The organism is Micromonospora sp. NPDC049559 (genome assembly GCF_040676675.1).
In the GTDB taxonomy this organism is placed as follows: domain Bacteria; phylum Actinomycetota; class Actinomycetes; order Mycobacteriales; family Micromonosporaceae; genus JBFAPK01.
Map to the genome: position 1 here is coordinate 236,298 of NZ_JBFAPK010000001.1, position 19,037 is coordinate 255,334.

General features: G+C 74.5%; 18 protein-coding genes and 1 riboswitch. Of the genes, 15 read left to right on the forward strand and 3 right to left on the reverse strand.

The genetic code is table 11. The features are described from left to right. Window positions 1-33: 33 nt before the first annotated feature. The 6 genes from AB0J86_RS01035 (at window position 34) to AB0J86_RS01060 (ending at window position 3,694) form a co-directional block, all read left to right on the forward strand. Window positions 34-900: a type II secretion system F family protein gene (locus AB0J86_RS01035; RefSeq protein ID WP_363851576.1), complete on the forward strand. Its 867-nt coding sequence runs from the start codon at window positions 34-36 to the stop codon at window positions 898-900. Window positions 901-924: 24 nt separating this feature from the next. Beyond that, on the forward strand, window positions 925-1,131 hold the full coding sequence (locus AB0J86_RS01040; protein ID WP_363850503.1) for a hypothetical protein: 207 nt from the start codon (window positions 925-927) through the stop codon (window positions 1,129-1,131). Beyond that, a complete protein-coding gene (locus AB0J86_RS01045; protein WP_363850505.1) occupies window positions 1,128-1,565 on the forward strand; it encodes a TadE family protein in 438 nt (145 codons plus the stop codon). The genes AB0J86_RS01040 and AB0J86_RS01045 overlap by 4 nt, the downstream gene beginning before the upstream one ends. Further along, window positions 1,565-2,002, forward strand: a complete 438-nt coding sequence (locus AB0J86_RS01050) for a TadE/TadG family type IV pilus assembly protein (RefSeq protein ID WP_363850508.1) — start codon at window positions 1,565-1,567, stop codon at window positions 2,000-2,002. Before AB0J86_RS01045 ends, AB0J86_RS01050 begins: the two co-directional genes overlap by 1 nt. Before the next feature lie 125 nt (window positions 2,003-2,127). Beyond that, on the forward strand, window positions 2,128-2,523 hold the full coding sequence (locus AB0J86_RS01055) for a hypothetical protein (RefSeq protein ID WP_363850511.1): 396 nt from the start codon (window positions 2,128-2,130) through the stop codon (window positions 2,521-2,523). Between the two features lie 16 nt (window positions 2,524-2,539). Beyond that, window positions 2,540-3,694, forward strand: coding sequence for a LysM peptidoglycan-binding domain-containing protein (locus tag AB0J86_RS01060; protein ID WP_363850514.1), 1,155 nt, complete (start codon window positions 2,540-2,542; stop codon window positions 3,692-3,694). A gap of 111 nt (window positions 3,695-3,805) precedes the next feature. On the opposite strand, the gene AB0J86_RS01065 is transcribed toward AB0J86_RS01060, so the two are convergent. Then, window positions 3,806-4,657, reverse strand: coding sequence for a Rieske (2Fe-2S) protein (locus AB0J86_RS01065; protein WP_363850517.1), 852 nt, complete (start codon window positions 4,655-4,657; stop codon window positions 3,806-3,808). Window positions 4,658-4,882: 225 nt separating this feature from the next. Here AB0J86_RS01065 and AB0J86_RS01070 point away from each other — a divergent pair, with 225 nt between their 5' ends. From AB0J86_RS01070 to AB0J86_RS01085, 4 genes are all read left to right on the forward strand, one after another. Then, complete coding sequence (locus AB0J86_RS01070) at window positions 4,883-5,953, forward strand: NAD-dependent epimerase/dehydratase family protein (RefSeq protein WP_363850520.1); 1,071 nt, start codon at window positions 4,883-4,885, stop codon at window positions 5,951-5,953. 270 nt (window positions 5,954-6,223) lie between these two features. After that, window positions 6,224-7,405, forward strand: coding sequence for a Cmx/CmrA family chloramphenicol efflux MFS transporter (locus AB0J86_RS01075; RefSeq protein WP_363850522.1), 1,182 nt, complete (start codon window positions 6,224-6,226; stop codon window positions 7,403-7,405). Between the two features lie 262 nt (window positions 7,406-7,667). Beyond that, window positions 7,668-7,851, forward strand: a riboswitch (cobalamin riboswitch). 335 nt (window positions 7,852-8,186) lie between these two features. Further along, complete coding sequence (locus AB0J86_RS01080) at window positions 8,187-10,640, forward strand: ribonucleoside-diphosphate reductase subunit alpha (protein ID WP_363851579.1); 2,454 nt, start codon at window positions 8,187-8,189, stop codon at window positions 10,638-10,640. A gap of 41 nt (window positions 10,641-10,681) precedes the next feature. Continuing rightward, window positions 10,682-11,677, forward strand: coding sequence for a ribonucleotide-diphosphate reductase subunit beta (locus AB0J86_RS01085; RefSeq protein ID WP_363851582.1), 996 nt, complete (start codon window positions 10,682-10,684; stop codon window positions 11,675-11,677). Window positions 11,678-11,812: 135 nt separating this feature from the next. Here AB0J86_RS01085 and AB0J86_RS01090 read toward each other — a convergent pair whose 3' ends face one another. Further along, window positions 11,813-12,661, reverse strand: coding sequence for an NAD(P)H-binding protein (locus AB0J86_RS01090; protein WP_363850525.1), 849 nt, complete (start codon window positions 12,659-12,661; stop codon window positions 11,813-11,815). 173 nt (window positions 12,662-12,834) lie between these two features. Here AB0J86_RS01090 and AB0J86_RS01095 point away from each other — a divergent pair, with 173 nt between their 5' ends. After that, complete coding sequence (locus AB0J86_RS01095) at window positions 12,835-13,320, forward strand: MarR family transcriptional regulator (protein ID WP_363850528.1); 486 nt, start codon at window positions 12,835-12,837, stop codon at window positions 13,318-13,320. A 19-nt stretch (window positions 13,321-13,339) separates the two neighbouring features. On the opposite strand, the gene AB0J86_RS01100 is transcribed toward AB0J86_RS01095, so the two are convergent. Continuing rightward, entirely contained in the window at window positions 13,340-14,269 is a 930-nt protein-coding gene (locus AB0J86_RS01100; protein ID WP_363850531.1) for a zinc-binding dehydrogenase, read from the reverse strand. A 140-nt stretch (window positions 14,270-14,409) separates the two neighbouring features. Between AB0J86_RS01100 and AB0J86_RS01105 the strand changes: the two genes are divergently transcribed. From AB0J86_RS01105 to AB0J86_RS01120, 4 genes are all read left to right on the forward strand, one after another. Beyond that, on the forward strand, window positions 14,410-15,336 hold the full coding sequence (locus AB0J86_RS01105; RefSeq protein WP_363850534.1) for a LysR substrate-binding domain-containing protein: 927 nt from the start codon (window positions 14,410-14,412) through the stop codon (window positions 15,334-15,336). Between the two features lie 41 nt (window positions 15,337-15,377). Beyond that, window positions 15,378-16,160, forward strand: a complete 783-nt coding sequence (locus tag AB0J86_RS01110) for a crotonase/enoyl-CoA hydratase family protein (protein WP_363850537.1) — start codon at window positions 15,378-15,380, stop codon at window positions 16,158-16,160. Window positions 16,161-16,214: 54 nt separating this feature from the next. Further along, window positions 16,215-16,850: a TetR family transcriptional regulator gene (locus AB0J86_RS01115; RefSeq protein ID WP_363850540.1), complete on the forward strand. Its 636-nt coding sequence runs from the start codon at window positions 16,215-16,217 to the stop codon at window positions 16,848-16,850. 188 nt (window positions 16,851-17,038) lie between these two features. Beyond that, window positions 17,039-18,751, forward strand: coding sequence for an FAD-dependent monooxygenase (locus tag AB0J86_RS01120; protein WP_363850543.1), 1,713 nt, complete (start codon window positions 17,039-17,041; stop codon window positions 18,749-18,751). The last annotated feature ends 286 nt before the right edge of the window (window positions 18,752-19,037 follow it).

A 19,037-nucleotide genomic window follows, 5' to 3' on the forward strand; every position in this document is an offset into this window, starting at 1 on the left:
CGGGTTCCTGCGGACCGGGGAGGCGGCCAGATGATCGTCAACTGGCCGCTGGCCGCCGCGGTGACCGGGGGTGCCGCGATCGGCCTCGGGATCTTCTTGGTGATCCGGGAGGCGCTGCCGCCCGCACCGGCCCTCGGCCCGGCGCTGCGCCGGCTGCACCAGCCGCCCCGTCCGGCCGGTACCGCCGGGGTCGGGCGGAACCTGGACTGGCTGCACGGACCGGCCCGCTGGCTGCGCCCGCCCACCCGCGACCTGGCCCTGCTGGGCCGCACCCCCGAGCAGTACGCCCTCTCGCTCCTGCTCTCGGCGCTGGTCGGCCTGGTAGCGCCGGCCCTGGCCGCAGCGGTGGTCGCGGCGGCCGGCGTCGGCCTGCCGGTCGCGGTACCGGCCGGCGTCGGGGTCGGGCTCGCCGCGCTGAGCGCGCTGCTGGCGCATCACGACGTGCTGAGCCGGGCCGAGCGGGCGCGCCGCGAGTTCCGCCGGGCCATCTGCACGTACCTGGACCTGGTGGCGCTGCAACTCTCCGCCGCGCACGGGCCGGTGCAGGCGCTGGAGCAGGCCGCCGGGGTCTGCGACGGCTGGGTCTTCGAGCGGATCCGGGAGGCGCTGCGGATGGCCCAGCTACAGATGCACTCGCCCTGGGACGAGCTGCGCCAGCTCGCCGACGAGATCGGCGTACCGGAGCTCGGCGACGTCGGCGCGATCATGCAGTCCTCCGGCTCGGAGGGCGCCCAGGTGCACGAGACGCTGCGCAGCCGGGCCGACTCGCTGCGCGAGCAGATCCGCACCGACAACCTCGCCCGGGCGGAGGCGGTCACCGGGCGGCTCGACGTGCCCGGCGCGCTGTTGGTCTTCATCCTCGTCGGCTTCGTCCTCTACCCGTTCATGACCCGGATCTGACCGTCGCCTGCGAAGGGAGCCCCCGTGGCCGTCATCGCGTACCTCTACAGCCGCCTCGCCGACCGCCTGCGCCAACTGGGCCGGGAGCCCGACCGGGGCGACAACCCCGTACCGACGGCGGTCATCATCGTCGGGCTCGCCATCCTCGCCGCGGCGGTGGTCACCTGGGCCTACAACACCGCCGACGGGTTCATGGACCGCGTCGTACCGGGCACCCCCACCCTCCAGTGAGCGGCGGCGACGCGCGGGGCCTTCCGCCGGCACGGCGCGGCGGCGGGGCGGACGGGGAGCGGGACCGGGGCGCCTCCCCGGTCGAGCTGGCGATCCTGCTGCCGGGCATCCTGGTGCTGCTCTTCGCCGCGGTACAGGTGGCGGCGATCTTCCTGGCCCGCACGGTCGCCCTCGCCGCCGCCCAGGAGGCCGTCGGCACGGTACGGGTGCACGACGGCCCGCCGGACGCGGCGGGGGTCGCCGCCGCCGAGCGCTTCATCGCCGGCTCCGGGGACTGGCTCACCGGGGCGCGGGTCTACCGCTCCTCGCCCGTCTCGGACGGCACCCGGGTCAGCTTCACCGTCGAGGGGCGCGCGCTGTCGATCCTGCCGTGGGTCGACTTTCCCGTGCGGCAGACGGCCCACGGCACGGTCGAACGCTTCACGGTCGAGTGATGGCCGGGCGCGAGCGGGGCTCGGTCTCGATCGAGGTGACCATCCTCGTACCGGTCTTCCTGCTGCTGGTGGCGCTGGCCGCGGTGGCCGGGCGCGGCGTGGTCGCGCAGAACGCCATCGAGGTGGCGGCGCACGACGCCGCCCGGGCCGCCTCCATCTCCCGTACCGCCGCCGCGGCCGACGCCAACGCCCGCGCCGCCGTGGACGAGTCGCTGCGGAACCAGGGGCTGGACTGCGCGGCGCTGTCGGTGCGAACGGACGTGACCGACTTCGCCCGACCGGTCGGACCGGCGGACCCCGCCGACCCGCCCGTGGTCTCGGTCAGCGTCACCTGCGAACTCTCGTTCGCCGACCTGCCGCTGCCCGGCCCGCTGGACTCGACCGTGCTGACCGCCGCCTTCACCTCGCCGCTCGACTGGTACCGGAGCCGGTCGTGAGCCGCGGCCGCGCGCCTCGCCGCCCCGCCGGCCGGTACGCGGGCCCGCCGAGGCACCGGTACGCGTTCCGCGCGGCCCGGCCGGCCGGGCCTTCGACGGGTCGGCGGCCGGCGGACCAGGGCCGGGTGAGTGTCTTCCTGGCGATCGCGCTGGTGGCGGTCCTCGTGATCATCGGGCTGGTGGTGGACGGGGCCGGCCGGGTGCGGGCGATGCAGCGGGCCGACAACCTCGCCGCCGAGGCGGCCCGCGCCGGGGGCCAGGCGATCGACGTGGCGGCGGCCGTCGACGGGGACGCGAAGGTGGTCGACCCCGAGGACGCCCGGAACGCGGCCAACCTCTACCTGGCGCGGCTCGACGAGCCCGGGGTGACCGGCACGGCCGAGCCCTCCGCCGACGGCGAACACCTGACCGTCACGGTCTGGATCACGTACGACACCGCGATGCTCGACCTCTTCGGCTTCCCCGACACCTACGTGACCCGGGGTACGGCGACCGTCGAACTCGTGACCACTTCGGACTGAACAGGGAGGCGGGACCATGCCAACACCGGGTCGCTCCGCGACGAGCCGGGCCGGCCGGATCGGTACCGGCATCGGCGCGCTCGTCGTGCTGCTCGCGCTGCTTCTCGGCGCGCCGGCCGCGCTCGTGGCCCTGGCCGGCAATCCGCTGCCGGACCACGTACCCGGGCTCAACGAGATCACCACTGTGCTGACCAGCCGGGACGACGGGCAGCTCTTCCTGCGCGCGCTGGCCGTCGTGGGCTGGCTCGGCTGGGCGACGTTCGCGCTGTCGGTACTGGTGGAGATTCCGGCCCGGGTGCTGCGCCGGCCGGCGGTACGGCTGCCCGGGTTGGGCCGCCAGCAGCGGGCCGCGGCGGCGCTGGTCGGGTCGGTGGCGCTGATCATCGCCGCGAGCCCGGCGGCGGCAACCGCGAGCGCGGCCCTACCGGCCGTCGCGACGGCGGCCCAACCGGCGCCGTCGGCGGAGGGACCGGTGATCGTCTCCGTGCCGCCCCCCGGCCCGCAGGCCGCGCCGGCGACCGGTCCGGCGCTGCCCGAGCCGGTCTACCGGGTCGAGCGCGACGACTACCTCGGCGAGATCGCGGACCGCTATCTCGGGGACTTCGACCGGTACCCGGAGCTGGCCCGACTCAACAAGATCCACAACCCGGACCGGATCCGGGAGGGACAGCTCCTGCACCTTCCGGACCACGCGGTCGACCGGGGCGTACGCGACCACGCCACCGGCCTGGTCGCGGCGCCGCCCCCGCCGGGCGGCTGGCCCGAGGTTCCCTCGCCGCACCAGCAGCCGGGCGATGCCGAGCCGGCCGGAGCGGGCGCCCCGCCCCGGGTCGGCGCCGGCCCGGGCGGCCCGGAGCGGGGCGGTCCGGCGCAGCCCGGGGGTGGGACGCAGGCCGGCGGTCCGGCGGGCGGCGCGGAGTGGGGCGTGCCCGCGCAGGTGGGGACCGGCGGGTCGGAGGAGCAGTCGCGCGACGGGGTCAGCACCTTCACCTTCGGCGCCTCCCGCGCGGCCGAGCCGGAAGAGCTGAACCGCCCGCTCGCGGTCACCGCGGTGCTCGCCGCGGCCAGCATGGTCGGCGCGCAGGTCGGGGCGCTGCTCGGGCTCCGGCGCCGCCCCGCGCCGGGGCGTATCGCCTCCGGCCGGCACCGACTGCGCGACCGGGTCCGGTGAGCGGTCACCGCCACACCGAACGAGCGCGCTACTGCCCGGATCCAGTGCCCTCACCAGCTCGGGAGGGGCCTGGATCCGGGCAGTAGCGCGATCTCGCTGGTCGAGGCGTGCTCAGGGCAGGCGGGCCTCCAGCACGCCGCCGATCACCCGGGTCGGGAGCACCTGCTGGTCGGTACCGGCCGGACCGTGCACGACCTCGCCGCCGCCGAGCTGGAACGTGCTGCCGTGCCACGGACAGACCACGCACGTCTTGCCGTCGACCCGGACCACCTCGCCCTGGCCGAGCGGGCCGCTCTGGTGGGCGCAGCGCTCCAGCATCACGGTGATCTCGTCGCCGTCCCGGTAGACCACCACCGACACGTCGTTCAACTGCCGGGTGAGCAGCGTCGCCTCGGGCAGGGTCGCCAGGTCGGCGATGGGGTGCCAGCCGTCCTCGATCAGGTTCAGCTCCGGTACGCCGTGGTTGACCCCGGCCGCCTGCTTGTACGCCAGGTGCCCGCCGAGGTACGCCCCGCCGCCCGCCGCCGCCAGCCCGAGCATGCTCAGCAGCCGGCCGACACCGTGCCGCCCGGTCAGCCGCGCGGCGAGCGAGCCGCTGAAGAGCAGCAGGCCGGTCGAGTTCGCCAGCGCGTGCACGAGCCCGACCCGGCGCTGCTCCCGCGACTGCGACGCCCAGTCGTTCGCGCCGGCGACCGCCGCCGGCAGCGCGCTGACCGTGCCGACCCCGAGCAGTACGGTCGCCGCCCGCCGCTGGTTGGGCAGCAGGTCGAGCACCGCGGCGGAGAACCACGCCCCGATCGGCAGCTGGACCAACGCCGGGTGCAGCGGGTGGCCGAGCCAGACGCCGTGCAGGATGTCCCTGATTCGCTGACCGCGCAGCAGCGACATGACCGACCGCTGCATCCGGTCGCTGAGCGGATCGAGCCGGGTCGTCGTTTCCAGCCTGGTCAAGAGTTCGCGCACGATTGGCTACTTCCCGCTCCGTCGCGCCCCAAACGGCCCGAACGGGCGACCCGGTGCGAGAGCGAACGGCAGGACACGGTCGCGCCCCCGGCGCGCCGCACCTTGCCGGTTCCGGTTCCCGGCGCACCGCGCCCCGCCGGTCCTCGTTCCCGGCCCGCCGCGCAGCCGCCGATCCGGTCGCGGGGCGCCGAGGCATGGCGCTCCGGCTCCCGGGTAAAGGCTGAGATGCGAATCGCGATCACCGGAGCCACCGGCAACGTCGGTACCGCGCTGCTGCGCCGGCTCGTCAGCGAGCCCGACATCGAGGTGGTGGGCTTCGCCCGCCGGGTGCCGGGACGGGACGCCGGGCCACCGTACGAGGGGGTGGAGTGGCACGCGATCGACCTCGGCGACCCCGGCCGTACGGACGATCTCGCGGGCTGGTTCCGGGGCGCCGACGCGGTGGTGCATCTGGCCTGGCAGGTCCAGCCGAGCCGGAACCGGGGCCGGCTGCGGCGTACGAACGTCACCGGCACCCGTACCGTCGTCCGCGCCCTGCAACGGGCCGGTGTGCCGAAGCTCGTCTACGCCTCCTCGTTCGGGGCCTACTCCCCCGGGCCGAAGGACCAGCGGGTGGACGAGAACTGGCCGGTCAACGGCGTGGCCGCCTCCGCCTACAGCGTCGACAAGGCCGCGGTCGAGGCGTTGCTCGACGGCGTGGAACGGGAGGCGCCCGAGCTGCGGGTGGTGCGGATCCGGACCGGGGTGGTGTTCCAGCGGGAGGCGGGCGCCGAGATCAGCCGCTACTTCCTCGGGCGGCTGCTCACCCCCGTCTCGATCTTCCGCTCCGGCCGGCTGCCGATCCTGCCCCGCAACCGGCGGCTGCGCAGCCAGGTGGTGCACGCCGACGACGCGGCCGAGGCGTACCTGCTGGCGCTCCGCAACGACCGCGTCGGCGCCTTCAACATCGCCGCCGAACCGGTGCTGGACGCCACGATGCTGGCGCGGGAGCTGAAGGGGCACACGGTGCCGGCGCCGCTGCCCCTGCTGCGGTTGGTCGCCAAGGCCGCCTGGCACTTCCGGCTGGTACCGGGCGATCCGGGCTGGTTGGACCTGACCGCCGAGGTGCCGCTGATGGACTGCGGCCGGGCCAACCGCGAGCTGGGATGGCAGGCCCGCCGGGACGCCCGCGACGCGGTCCGGGAGGGCGTGGCCGGCATCGCCGCCGGTGCCGGCAGCGGCAGCCCTCCGATGCGGCCGCGCCGGGGCGCGGCCCGGCACGGGCGGGGCGACCGGCCCCGGGAGCGCGCCGCCTGACCGGTTGTCGCGGGGGCACGGGGTGGACGACCCACGCCCCGGGCGGAAGTCGGTTGCGTGCGGACCGGTGGATCTGAGTACTGTTGCGCCATGTCGAGCCCTGAGGCATCCAAGGTGGGGGCTTTCGGTCACGCCGTCAGCTCCCTGAACCGCTGAGTTCATCGTCCGCTACCCGGCAGTCTTCGCTGCCTGGGATATTCGCGCGCGACCCTGGGGCGCTGGCCGCGGTGACGAGACGTCTCCTCGTTCTCTCTCACCTCGGAGTTCCCGATGCCTCTGCCGCTCTACCTGCTCGCCGTGGCCGTCTTCGCCACGGGCACCTCGGAGTTCATGCTCGCCGGCCTGCTGCCGGACATCGCCACAGACCTCGACGTGTCGGTCGGGGCCGCCGGGCTTCTCACCTCGGCGTTCGCCGTCGGGATGATCATCGGCGCGCCGCTGATGGCGGCGCTCGCCCGCCGGTGGCCCGCCCGGGCCAGCCTGCTGGGCTTCGTGCTGGTCTTCGCCGCGACCCACGTCGTGGGCGCCCTCACGACCAGTTTCCCCGTCCTGCTCGTCACCCGGGTGGTCGCCGCCCTCGCCAACGCGGGCTTCCTGGCCGTGGCGCTGAGCACGGCAGGCACGCTCGTCGCGTCCGATCGGAAAGGGCGCGCGTTGGCGGTACTGCTCTCGGGTACGACGGTGGCCACCATCGCCGGAGTCCCCGGCGGCGCACTGCTCGGCACGGTGCTCGGCTGGCGGGCGACCTTCTGGGCGATCGCGCTGCTCTGCCTTCCCGCTGCCTTCGGCGTCGTGAAGGGCATCCCGGCCCGGGTCGGAGCGGCACCCCGGGCCACCGCGGCCGGCTCGTCTCTTCGGGACGAGATCGCCCAGCTGGCGATGCCCGCACTGGTCCTGGTCATGCTGCTCGGCGCCCTGGTCAACGCCGCCACCTTCGCGACGTTCACCTTCCTGGCACCGATCGTGACCGAGACCGCCGGCCTGGGCGAGCTGTGGGTTCCGGTGGTGCTGGTGCTCTTCGGTGTCGGGTCCTTCGTCGGTGTCACCGTCGCGGGACGGCTCTCGGATCAGCGTCCCGGCATCGTGATCGCCGTCGGTGGCCCGTTGCTGTTGCTCGGCTGGGTCGCGTTGGCTGCGCTGGCCGCCCAGCCGGTGGCGCTCCTGCTCCTCGTGTTCGTACAGGGCGCGCTCTCCTTCGCGTTGGGTAGCACCCTGATCGCCAGGGTGCTCTACGCCGCAGCGGGCGCTCCCACCATGGGAGGCTCGTATGCGACCGCGGCGCTCAACCTCGGTGCCGCTGGCGGCCCCGTCGCCGCTGCCGCCGCCCTCGCGTCCGGCGCTGGCCATCTCGGCCCCGTGTTGGTCAGCGGCCTCCTGGTCGCGGTCGCGCTGCTCGTCGCCCTACCACTCCGGCGATTCGTCGCACCCCACGTTGCCCAGGCGGTTCGATGACGCACGTGAACGCTCCGTCGAGGGCCGAAGGCCGAGAGCCGAGAGCCGAGAGCCGAGAGCCGAGAGTCGAGAGTCGAGGGCGGCGGTAACTCATCGAGCGCGGCTGACCGCTGGGAGCGAACTCCGCACCGCGACACGCCCACATCATCTGGTGTGTTGACGGGAAACACCCCACTAGATCTAGGATCAGTGCATTGCTGGTTCGGCCGTACCCGAGGTGGACGGCCGGCCAGGCGGTGCTGTCAGCCAGGCGCCACCGCCGAAGAGGGAACCCGGTGCGAGTCCGGGACTGCCCCGCAGCGGTGAGCGGGAACGACCTCCGTCATGAGCACTGGAGCACGGTTTTCCGGCGCGAGCGCGTACGCCGGAACGGCCAGCCGTGCCCCGGGAAGCGACGGTCAGTAGGCAAGCACGGCGACGTGCCCTGCCCGCGAGTCCGAAGACCTGCCAGCAATGCGTACCGGGCGCCCGTCCGGTACGCCGAGGACCGGATCCCGCCGTGGCCGCCACGCGTACCAGCGCGGCGCACACCACCGTGGGCCGGTCCGAGCTCGGGGCCTCGCGGGGGGCCGTCGGGTCGTACGGGTTGCCGCCGGAACACCGACCGGCGGTGGTTCGGCGTGCCGTCGTGCCCTCCGCGGGGTCTCCGGATCCCCAGACCGAGGAGTAGCACGTGTCGGCATCCGCCACCATCGCACCACCCGAGCAAGACCACATTGGACGGCTACGCGCCGCCGTCGCCGCGCACTGTCGCGACCTGCCCGACACCGACCCGGAGCGGCTGATCGAGCTGGTCCGCTCCGGACGGACGGCCACGGCCGACGCCGCCGAGCTGCACCAGCTCGCCATCTCGGCCGCGGCCGGGCTGATCGGCGAGGACCCGCAGTACGCCCGCCTCGCCGCCCGGCTGCTCGCCGACCAGATCCGGCGGGAGACCGCCGCGCAGGGCATCGACTCGTTCAGCGCGTCCGTCGCCGCCGCGCAGGCCCAGGGGCTGCTCGATCCCGCGTTCGCCGACTTCGTGGCCGCGCACGCCGCCGCGCTGGACGCCCTGCTCGACCCGGCCGCCGACGACGCGTTCGAGTTCTTCGGGCTGCGTACCGTCTACGACCGGTACCTGCTGCGGCATCCCGAGACCCGCGCGGTGCTGGAGGCGCCGCAGCACTTCTTCCTCCGGGTGGCGACGGCCCTGGCCGTACCGATCGGCGGCACGCCGGCGGACGGCGACGCCGCCGTCCCGACCGGCGGGGCGGACGGGGCGGATGGGACGGCCGCCGCCGAGGCGGAGGTGGCCGAGGCGACCGAGGCCGCCGCCGGTCTCTACCGGCTGATGGCCCGGCTGGCGTACCTGCCCAGCTCTCCCACGCTCTTCAACGCCGGCACCCGACACCAGCAGCTCTCCTCCTGCTTCCTGGTGGACTCGCCCCGGGACGAACTCGACTCGATCTACGAGCGGTACACGCAGGTGGCGCGCCTGTCCAAGTACGCGGGTGGGATCGGCATCTCCTGGTCCCGGGTCCGCTCCCGTGGTTCGCTGATCCGCGGCACCAACGGGTACTCGCACGGGATCGTGCCGTGGCTGCGCACCCTGGACGCCAGCGTCGCGGCGGTCAACCAGGGCGGCCGGCGCAAGGGTGCGGCCTGCGTCTACCTCGACACCTGGCACGCCGACATTGAGGAGTTCCTGGAGCTGCGGGACAGCACCGGCGACGAGGCCCGCCGCACCCACAACCTGAACCTGGCGAACTGGGTGCCCGACGAGTTCATGCGCCGGGTCGAGGCCGACACGGAGTGGTCCCTCTTCGACCCGAAGGACGTGCCGGAGTTGGTCGACCTCTGGGGCGACGAGTTCGACGCGGCGTACCGGGCGGCGGAGGCGGCGGGCCGGGCCGTCCGTACGCTGCCGGCCCGGACGCTGTACGCCCGGATGATGCGTACCCTCGCGCAGACCGGCAACGGCTGGATGACCTTCAAGGACGTGGCGAACCGCACCTGCAACCAGGTCGGCGCCGGCGGTGGCGTGGTGCACCACTCCAACCTCTGCACCGAGATCCTGGAGGTGACCAGCGACGGCGAGACCGCGGTCTGCACCATCGGCTCGATCAACCTCGCCGCACACCTGCGCCCGGCCGGCGCGTCTGCGTCGGGCGCGTCGTCCGGCGCCGTGGCCTCGAACCCGTCGGCTCCAAGCCTGCCTTCGTCGGAGCCCGCCACGGACCTCGCGGCCGAGCGGCTGGACCTGGCCGCGCTCGCCGAGACGGTACGCATCGCGGTCACCGCGCTGGACAGCGCCATCGACCGCAACTACTTCCCCACCGAGCAGGCGGCCACGGCGCACCGGCGCTGGCGGCCGATCGGGCTCGGCGTGATGGGGCTGGCGGACGTCTTCGCCGCGCTGCGGCTGCCGTTCGACTCACCGGCCGCGACGGCGCTCTCCACCCGGATCGCCGAGGAGATCGCCCTGGCCGCGTACGGGACGTCGGCCGCGCTCGCGGCCCGCCACGGCGCCCATCCGGCGTACCCGCTGACCCGGGCGGCCGGCGGGGTGCTCCACCTCGACCACTGGCCGGCCGCCACCCCGGCGCGTACCGAGGCCTGGGCGGCGGTACGGGAGCAGGTGGCCCGGCACGGCCTGCGCAACTCGCTGCTGGTCGCCATCGCGCCGACCGCCACGATCGCCTCGATCGCCGGCTGCTCCGAGTGCGTCGAGCCGTACGTCTCCAACGTCTTCAAGCGCGAGACGCTCTCCGGCGAGTTCCTCCAGCTCAACCGCCATCTGGTCGCCGATCTCAAGCGGCTGGGCCGGTGGACGCCGGCGACCCGGGACGCGATCAAGCGGGCGGACGGCTCGGTCGCCGGACTGGACCTGCCGGCCGAGCTGCGCGAGCTGTACCGGACCGCGTGGGAACTGCCGCAGAAGGCGCTGATCGACCTGGCGGCGGCGCGGGCGCCGTACGTCGACCAGTCGCAGTCGCTGAACCTCTTCCAGGCCGACCCGACCATCGGCAAGCTCTCCTCGATGTACGCCTACGCGTGGCGGGCCGGCCTGAAGACCACCTACTATCTGCGCTCCCGCCCGGCGACCCGGATCGCGCAGACCACGGTTGTCAGGAAGAGCCCCGTGTTGTCGCATCCGGTGGTAGCAGGGCCTCTTCCCAACAGCCTGATCGGCGCGGGCGACGACGCCGTCGCCTGTTCCCTGGAGAACCCCGAGAACTGCGAGGCGTGCCAGTGACCGACCCGTCGACCGCCGCCGTCCGGCCGGGAAGCCGGCAGATGCTGCTCGACCCCGGGATGGACCTGACCCTGCGGCCGATGCGGTACCCGGCCTTCTACGAGCGGTTCCGCGCGGCGATCCGCAACGCCTGGACGGTGGAGGAGGTGGACCTCGCCTCCGACGTACCGGACCTGGCCCGGCTCACCGCCCAGGAGCGGCACCTGGTGAACCGGCTGGTCGCCTTCTTCGCCACCGGCGACTCGATCGTGGCCAACAACCTGGTGCTCAACCTGTACCAGCACGTCAACGCGCCGGAGGCCCGGCTCTACCTCTCCCGCCAGCTCTTCGAGGAGGCGGTGCACGTCCAGTTCTACCTGACCCTGCTGGACACGTACCTGCCCGATCCGGACGAGCGGGCGCGGGCGTTCGCGGCGGTGGAGCACATCCCGTCGATCCGGGACAAGGCGCGGTTCTGCTTCCGCTGGATCGACTCGATCGGCTCGCTGGCCCAGCTGCGGGACCGGGCGGACCGGCGGGCGTTCCTGCTCAACCTGATCTGCTTCGCCGCCTGCGTCGAGGGGCTCTTCTTCTACGGCGCCTTCGCGTACGTCTACTGGCTGCGCTCGCGCGGCCTGCTGCCCGGGCTCGCCACCGGCACCAACTGGGTCTTCCGGGACGAGTCGATGCACATGGAGTTCGCGTTCGCGGTGGTGGACACGGTACGGCGCGAGGAGCCGGACCTCTTCGACGCGGAGATGGCCGCCGACGTGACCCGGATGCTGACCGAGGCGGTCGAGGCCGAGCTGGCCTTCGCCCGCGACCTCTGCGGCGACGGCCTGCCCGGCATGAACACGACCGACATGCGCCGGTACCTGGAGTACGTGGCGGACCAGCGGCTGGCCCGGCTGGACCTGCCGGCGCACTACGGCTCGACCAACCCGTTCCCGTTCATGGAGTTGCAGGACGTGCAGGAGCTGACCAACTTCTTCGAGCGGCGGGTCTCGGCCTACCAGGTGGCCGTACCCGGCTCGGTCGCGCTCGACGAGGCCTTCTGACCGGGGTGACGCACGTGGTTTCGGGGACGGCGTGCCCGCGACGGATTCACGCGTGACCGCCCAGAGCGGGCATGCCGCCCCCGGAACCAGGACCGCTGCGAACCCCGGCCTGGTGGACCGGTGGTCCGTGCGCCGTCACGCGCCGGCGAGCTGGTCCCGGTGGTCGCGGACGAACTCGGCGAGGCTGCGCGGCGCACGGCTGGTCACCTCGGCGACGTCGCCGGTGGTGAAGTCGCCCCAGCCGGCGCCGTACGCCGCGCGGTACTCGGCGAGGACCCCCGCCGACCACGCGTCGAGGCCGGCCGCGAGCAGGGCGTCGCGCGTCTCCTCGGGGGACTGCGGTACGTACCGCACCTCCCGGTCGAGCACCCGGCTGATCTCGTCGGCCGCCTGGTACAGGGTGACGCTCTCCGGGCCGGTGGGCGTGTAGATCCGACCCTCGTGCCGCTCGGGTGCGGCGAGGACGGCCGCCGCCACCGCGGCGATGTCGCGTACGTCGACCGCGCCGACCCGCCCCTCGCCGTAGACCCCGTACAGCCGGTCCCCGACCAGGCCGCCGAGCAGGATGTTCTGCATGAAGTTGCTCGGCCGCAGGATCGTCCAGCCGAGCCCGGACTCCCGCAGCTCGGCGTCGGAGAGGGCGTGCAGTCGCCCGTTGCGCGTGGGCGCGTCGTGCGCGGCGCCGATCGCCGAGAGCCGTACGACGTGCCGCACGCCGGCCTGCCGCGCGGCCCAGAGCGCGTTCATGCTCTGGCTCGGCGCCTGCGGCCCCATCGGGGTCAGCAGCCACAGCGCCGTCACGCCGTCGAAGGCCGGCGTCAGCGTGGCCGGCTCGTCCAGGTCGCCGACGGCGTACTCGACTCCGGCGAGGTCGGGCGCGCGCGACTTGTCCCGGACCAGCGCGCGTACCGGGGTCGTGCCGGCGAGCTGCCGCAACACCTCGCGCGAGACGGTGCCGGTCGTACCGGTGATCAGGATGGTCATGGTTCTCCTCCGCGGTTGCCTGGGCGAATCGACTGCCTCGACGGCTCGATCGCCTGGAACGGGTCGGCCGGCCCGGTCCGCACCGGTGGCCTCTACTGTCGGCGGGGCCGGCGCCCGCGCCGCGAACCACGATATAGTCCAAACATGTGACAGTCCAATGATTGGACGATTAGATGAGTCGTAGCACACAGCAGGACCGGAGCACGCGCAAGGAACTGGACCCGGATCTGGGGATCCTGGCCGTCCAGTTCGCCGCCGGACTACAGCGGGAACTCTTCCGACGGGCGGCGGAGGACGGATTCGACGACGCCCGACCCCGGCACGGCGCGGTGCTCGCGTACCTCGACGCCGACGGCACCCGCCCCGGTGAACTCGCCCGGCTCGCCGGTCGCAACAAGCAGACGATGGGCGCGATCATCGACGAGCTGGAGCGGCTGGGCTACGTCCGGCGGACGCCCGATCCGGCCGACCGCCGGGCCAAGCTCGTCGTACCGACCGAGCGGGGGCTGCGCTTCATGGCGGTCACCGACGGCATCGTCGAGGCGATCGAGCGGGAACTCGGCGACGCGCTCGGCCAGGACCGGTACCGGGAGTTCCGGGGTGCGCTGCGGGCCGCCGTGACGGCCCTGCCGGAGGCCGGCGGCGACGCCGAGGGCTGACGAGGGGGCCAGCCGACGATCACCCGATGTCGAGTACGGCCTTGCCGCGCACCCGGCGGCCGAGCAGCGCCTCGGCCGCCTCGCCCGCCCGCTCCCACGGGCCGCGCCAGCCGACCTGCGGGTCGAGTCGACCCCGCGCCAGCAGGCCGACCAGGTAGCCGAGGTCGGCGCCGAAGCGCTCGCCGTGGATCGGGTGCCCGACCACGAACGGCTCGATCGACCGGTCGCCGCCGCGCAGGCGCTCCCGCTCGAAGTCGATGGTGGTCGGCTCGCGGGAGGCCATCCCGACGCTCAGTACCCGACCGCCCGGCTCGACCAGGCCGAAGGCTTCGGCGAGCGACCTTCCACCCACGTTCTCCAGCACGCCGGAGACCGGCGCGGTGACGTCCGCCAGACCGACGACGACCTCGCTCGCGCCGATCTCCCGCAGCCCCTCGCCCCGCTCCGGACCGCCGACCGAGGCGACGACGTGCGCCCCGGCCAGGGCGGCGAGCTGCACCGCGAACCGTCCCACCCCGCCGGACGCTCCGGTCACGAGCACGCGCCGGCCGAGGACGGGGCCGAGCCGGCGCAGCGCCCGCAACGCGGTGACCCCCGCCGCCGGCAGCGCGCTCGCGGCGCCGAGTTCGACGCAGTCGGGTACGACCGCCAACTCCCCGGTGTGCACGGCCCGGCGCTCGGCCCAGGCACCCCCGCCCCAGCCGAAGCCGACGACCCGGGTGCCCTCGGCCGGGCCGGATCCGTCGTCCGCCGCCGCCACGACGGTCCCGGCCGCGTCCAGCCCGGGTACGCCGCCGGGCCGGGCCCGGTCGGCGAAGGCGAGTTCCGCGAAGTTGAGCGAGGCGGCGCGCACCTCGATCAGCGCCTCGGCCGCGCGCGGTCGCGGTTCGGCCACCTCGGCGAAGGCGAGGCGCCCCGGCACGTCCGGGTCGTGGACCAGTGCTCGCATGCTGTTCCTCCGGGAGAAGCGGTGCGCCGACGGCCGGCCCGGCGGCGAAGATCACGACGGCGGGCTCGCGGCCCCGGCGTGCTCGATCCTGCGGTCGGCGCCCGTGGTCGGTCCAAGACCTTCCGCTATAACCTCCGGTTATGGACGTGCACCTCCGGGACCTGCGCTACTTCGTGGCCGTCGCGGAGGAGCTGAGCTTCACCCGCGCCGCCAGCGAGCGGCTCTTCATCTCCCAGCCGGCGCTGAGCAAGCAGATCCGCCAGTTGGAGATCTCGCTGCGCACGATGCTCTTCGAGCGCGGTCCCCGTACCGTCGCGCTCACCCCGGCGGGCGCGGCGCTGCTGCCGTACGCCCGGCAGTTGGTCGAATCGTGGGAGGAGACGCGGCGGGCGGTGGCCGGTGCGGCGGCGACCCAGGACGCCACCCTCACCGTCGGCTTCCAGACCCGGATCGGTCGCGGTCTCATCCCGGCCGTCACCGCCCGGATGGAGCGGACGCTCCCCGGCTGGCGGCTCCGGTTCCGGCAGATCCCGTGGACCGACCCGACGGCGGGGCTCGCCGGTGGCGAGGTCGACGTCGCGATCGCCTGGCTGCCCGTGCCGGCCAACGGCCTCTCCTGGAAGGTGGTGACCGAGGAGGAGCGCTGGGTCGCCCTGCCCGTCGGTCACCGCCTCGCCGGGTGGTCCGTCGTACCGTTCGCCGAGCTCGCCGACGAGCCGTTCATCGCGCTGCCGGCGGCCGCGGGGGCGCTGCGCGAGCACTGGCTCGGCACCGCGCACCGGCGGACGCCGGCCCGGGTGGCCGCGACGGCGGAGACCGCCGAGGAGACCTTCGAGGAGGTCGCGTCGGGGCTCGGCGTCGTCCTGTTGTCGGCGGGCAACGCCGACATCTACCGGCGGGACGACGTCGTCGCCCGGCCCGTGAGCGGGCTTCCGCCCAGCGAACTCGCCGTGGTCTGGCGGACGGCGGACACCCGCGCGGCCGTACGGGTCTTCGTGGACGCCTGCTGCCGCTGCGGCGCGGCGGCGCGGACGGACGGGCCGGCGGGCGGCCCGTCGACCGCGTGACGAGTCTGTACGGCCGGCCGCCGGCCCGGCATTCTGGGTCGGTGAGTGTGCGGGTGGAGCGCGACGGGCCGGTGACAACCGTGATCCTCTCTCGGCCGGAGCGCCGCAACGCGGTGGACGGACCAACGGCCCGGTCGCTCGCCGACGCGTTCCGGGCCTTCGACGCCGACCGGAACGCTTCGGTCGCCGTGCTCTGGGGCGAGGGCGGCACGTTCTGCTCCGGCGCCGACCTGACGGCCATCGGTACGCCGAGCGGCAACCGGGTCGAGACGGAGGGGGACGGCCCGATGGGGCCGACCCGGATGATCCTGACCAAGCCCGTGATCGCCGCCGTCGCCGGGCACGCCGTCGCCGGTGGGCTGGAACTCGCGATCTGGTGCGATCTGCGGGTCGCCGAGTCCGACGCGGTCTTCGGGGTCTTCTCCCGGCGCTGGGGCGTACCCCTGATCGACGGCGGCACGGTACGGCTGCCCCGGCTCATCGGCGAGGGGCGGGCGATGGACCTGATCCTCACCGGCCGGGCCGTACCGGCGCCCGAGGCGTACGAGATGGGGCTGGTCAACCGCCTGGTCCCGCCGGGCGAGGCGCGGGCGGCGGCCGAGCGGCTGGCCGCGGAGATCGCGGCGTCCCCGCAGTCCTGCCTGCGCAACGACCGGCTGGCGGTGCTGACCGGGGCCGGCCGGCCGGAGGCCGACGCGATGCGGACCGAGTTGGCGTACGGGGTGCACTCCCTGGCCGAGGCCCGCGACGGCATCGCCCGCTTCGTCGCCGGAGCCGGCCGGCACGGCGCACCCGCACCCGCACCCGCACCCGCACCCGAATAAATTTTGCGCCGCACGCATCTTTGCGTAGCGCGCAAGTTTAGCTAGAGTGGGTGCATGAGCGACGGGGACGGCGGGCGCGTCGGACTGCGGGAACAGAAGAAGCGCGAGACCCGCGCCCGGCTCAGCTGGGCCGCCGTCCGCCTCGTCGTCGAACGGGGCTTCCACAACGTACGGGTGGAGGAGATCGCCGAGGCCGCCGGCGTCTCCCCACGCACCTTCAACAACTACTTCTCCAGCAAGGGCGAGGCGATCGTCGCCCGACACCTCGACCGGACGCTGCGGGTAGCCGAGGAACTGCGCCACCGGCCGCCGGCCGAACCGCTCTGGGAGGCGATCAGCCACTCGGTCCTCGCGCAGTTCCGGCCGACGCCGGAGACCGCCGACACCCCGGTCCGGGACTTCGAACAGTGGCGGGCCGGCGTCCGGTTGATGTTCGCCGAGCCCGGGATCCAGGGCGAGTTCCTGCGCGCCGCCGCGCTCGCGGAGGCCGAGATCGCCGCGGCCGTCGCCGGGCGCACCGGTACCGACGTCGACCGTGATCTCTATCCACGGCTGGTCGCGGCCACGGTGATGGCGGCCGTCAACGTGGCCATGCAGCAGTGGATGCGACGGACCGATCACCCCGGCGGGGTCGCGTCGCTGCTGACCGAGGCGTTCGCCCAGCTCGCCGCGGGCCTGCCCACGCCGTAACGCCCACCCGCGCCGTAACGCGGTCCCACACCGGGTAACGCCTACCCACGCCGTACCGGCTGCCTACGCCGTAGCTCCGGGCCTTCCGGTCCGCGCTCCACCCTCACCCATCCGCCCGACGCACCGCCGCCGGGTCGGTCCGCCGTGCGCGCCGCCGCGCGTACCCGCACCCCGAAGGGGACTCCACCATGCCCGAGAACGGCTCCACCCTGCCCGGAAACGGTTCCATCCTGCGCGGAAACGACGCCGGTACCCCGGCGAACGGCACGACGACGCGCCCCGGCGAGACGGTGCCCGAAGAGGTCGTCGCGCCACCCGAGGAGGTCGTCGTCGCCGGCGCCGGCCCGAACGGGCTGATGCTCGCCTGCGAGCTGGCGCTGGCCGGCGTGCGCCCGGTCGTACTGGAGCGGCTCACCGGCCCCACGGACGAGCAGCGGGCCAACGGGATGGTCGGCCAGGTCGTCCGGATGCTCGACCGGCGCGGCCTGTACGAGCGGCTCACCGGCGGTTCGGAGCCGCCGCGCCCGGCGCCGGCGTACATGTTCGGCGCGCTGCCGTTGGACCTGAGCGGGTTGGACGAGAACCCGCTCTACCTGCTACCGGTACCGCAGCGCCGGATCGAGCAGTTGCTGGCGGAGCGGGCCGTGGAACTCGGCGTCGAGATCCGCCGGGGGCACGAGGTGACCGGCCTGGACCAGACGCCCGAGACGGTGACCGTGGCGGTGGCGGGACCCGACGGCCCGTACCGCGTCTCCACCCGGTACCTGGTCGGCGCCGACGGTGGGCGCAGCCGGGTACGCGGGCTCGCCGGGATCGGCTTCCCCGGCGTCACCACCGACCGGATGGTCTCGCGGAGCGCGCACGTCTCGGTGCCGCCCGAGCTGATCGACCCGGCCACCGGCGGGCTCGCCGTGCCCGGGTACGGCGTGGTCCCGCCCTTCACCCACCACCGCACCGAGCGCGGCGTGATCGCGTTCGCGCCGTTCCCGGGCCGCCCGACCATGGTGAGCGTCATCGAGCCGCGCACCCCGGCCGACGAGGCCCTCGACGGCGGCGAGCCGCTCACCCTCGGCGAGCTGCGCGACAGCGTACGGCGCGTGCTCGGCGTCGACGTGCCGCTCGGCGCGCCGGACGGCCCCGGCCCGCACCTGCGGCGCCGGCTCACCGGCGGGAACACCCGCCTGGCCGACCGGTTCCGGGACGGCCGGGTCCTGTTGGTCGGCGACGCGGCCCACGTGCACTCGGCGCTGGGCGGGCCCGGGCTGAACCTCGGCCTGCAGGACGTGGTCAACCTCGGCTGGAAGCTCGCCGCCGAGCTGCGCGGCTGGGCGCCGCCGGGGCTGCTGGACAGCTACGACCGCGAGCGCCGGCCCGTCGGACGGCGGGTGACCATGCACACCCAGGCGCAGAGCGTGCTGATCGGGCCCGGCAGCGACGTCACCGCGCTGCGCGAACTCTTCACGGAGCTGCTGGGCGACCGGCGCAACGTACAGCGGATCGCGGACCTGCTCGCGGGCGCCGACGTCCGGTACGACCTGGGCCAGGCGCCCGGCGAGGAGCCGGCGGTGACCGGGGCCTGGGCGCCGGACCTGCTGCTGACCAGGGGCAGCGGCGGCGATGCCGCAGGCGGCCCGGTACGCCTGGCCGAGCTCACCCGCGGCGCCCGGCCGCTGCTGCTCGACCTCACCCCGAACGGCGGCCTCGCCGTGGAGGCGGCTGCGTGGCGCGACCGGGTCGACGTGGTGCCGGCCCGCGCGGAGAACTCCGGGCTGACCGGCCTGCTGCTGCGCCCGGACTGCTACGTGGCCTGGTCCTGCGCGGCACCCCGGCCGGACGACCGGCAGCGGGCGGCACTCCGGGCGGCACTCGCCCGCTGGTTCGGCCGGCCCGCCACCGCCTGATCGGTCCTCCACCGGCCCGGGCCGCCGCGCGCCGGGACCGACTCGCGGCCGGCCGGTACCCGTGCGGGCCGATGCAGCACGGCCGGTACAGCACGGCCGGTGCCCGTGCGGGCCGGTACACGCCAGGTGCCGCCGGGAGGACGGACCTCCCCGGCGGCACCTGTCGTCCCGGCCGGGTACCGCCGGCCGCGCGGCCGGCGGTACCCGCCGCCGGCCGTTTCGGACGATCGTGAACGGGGTGGGGGTGGTCTTGATGTGCGGGGAGTTGTTGCTCAACCGCAGGGTG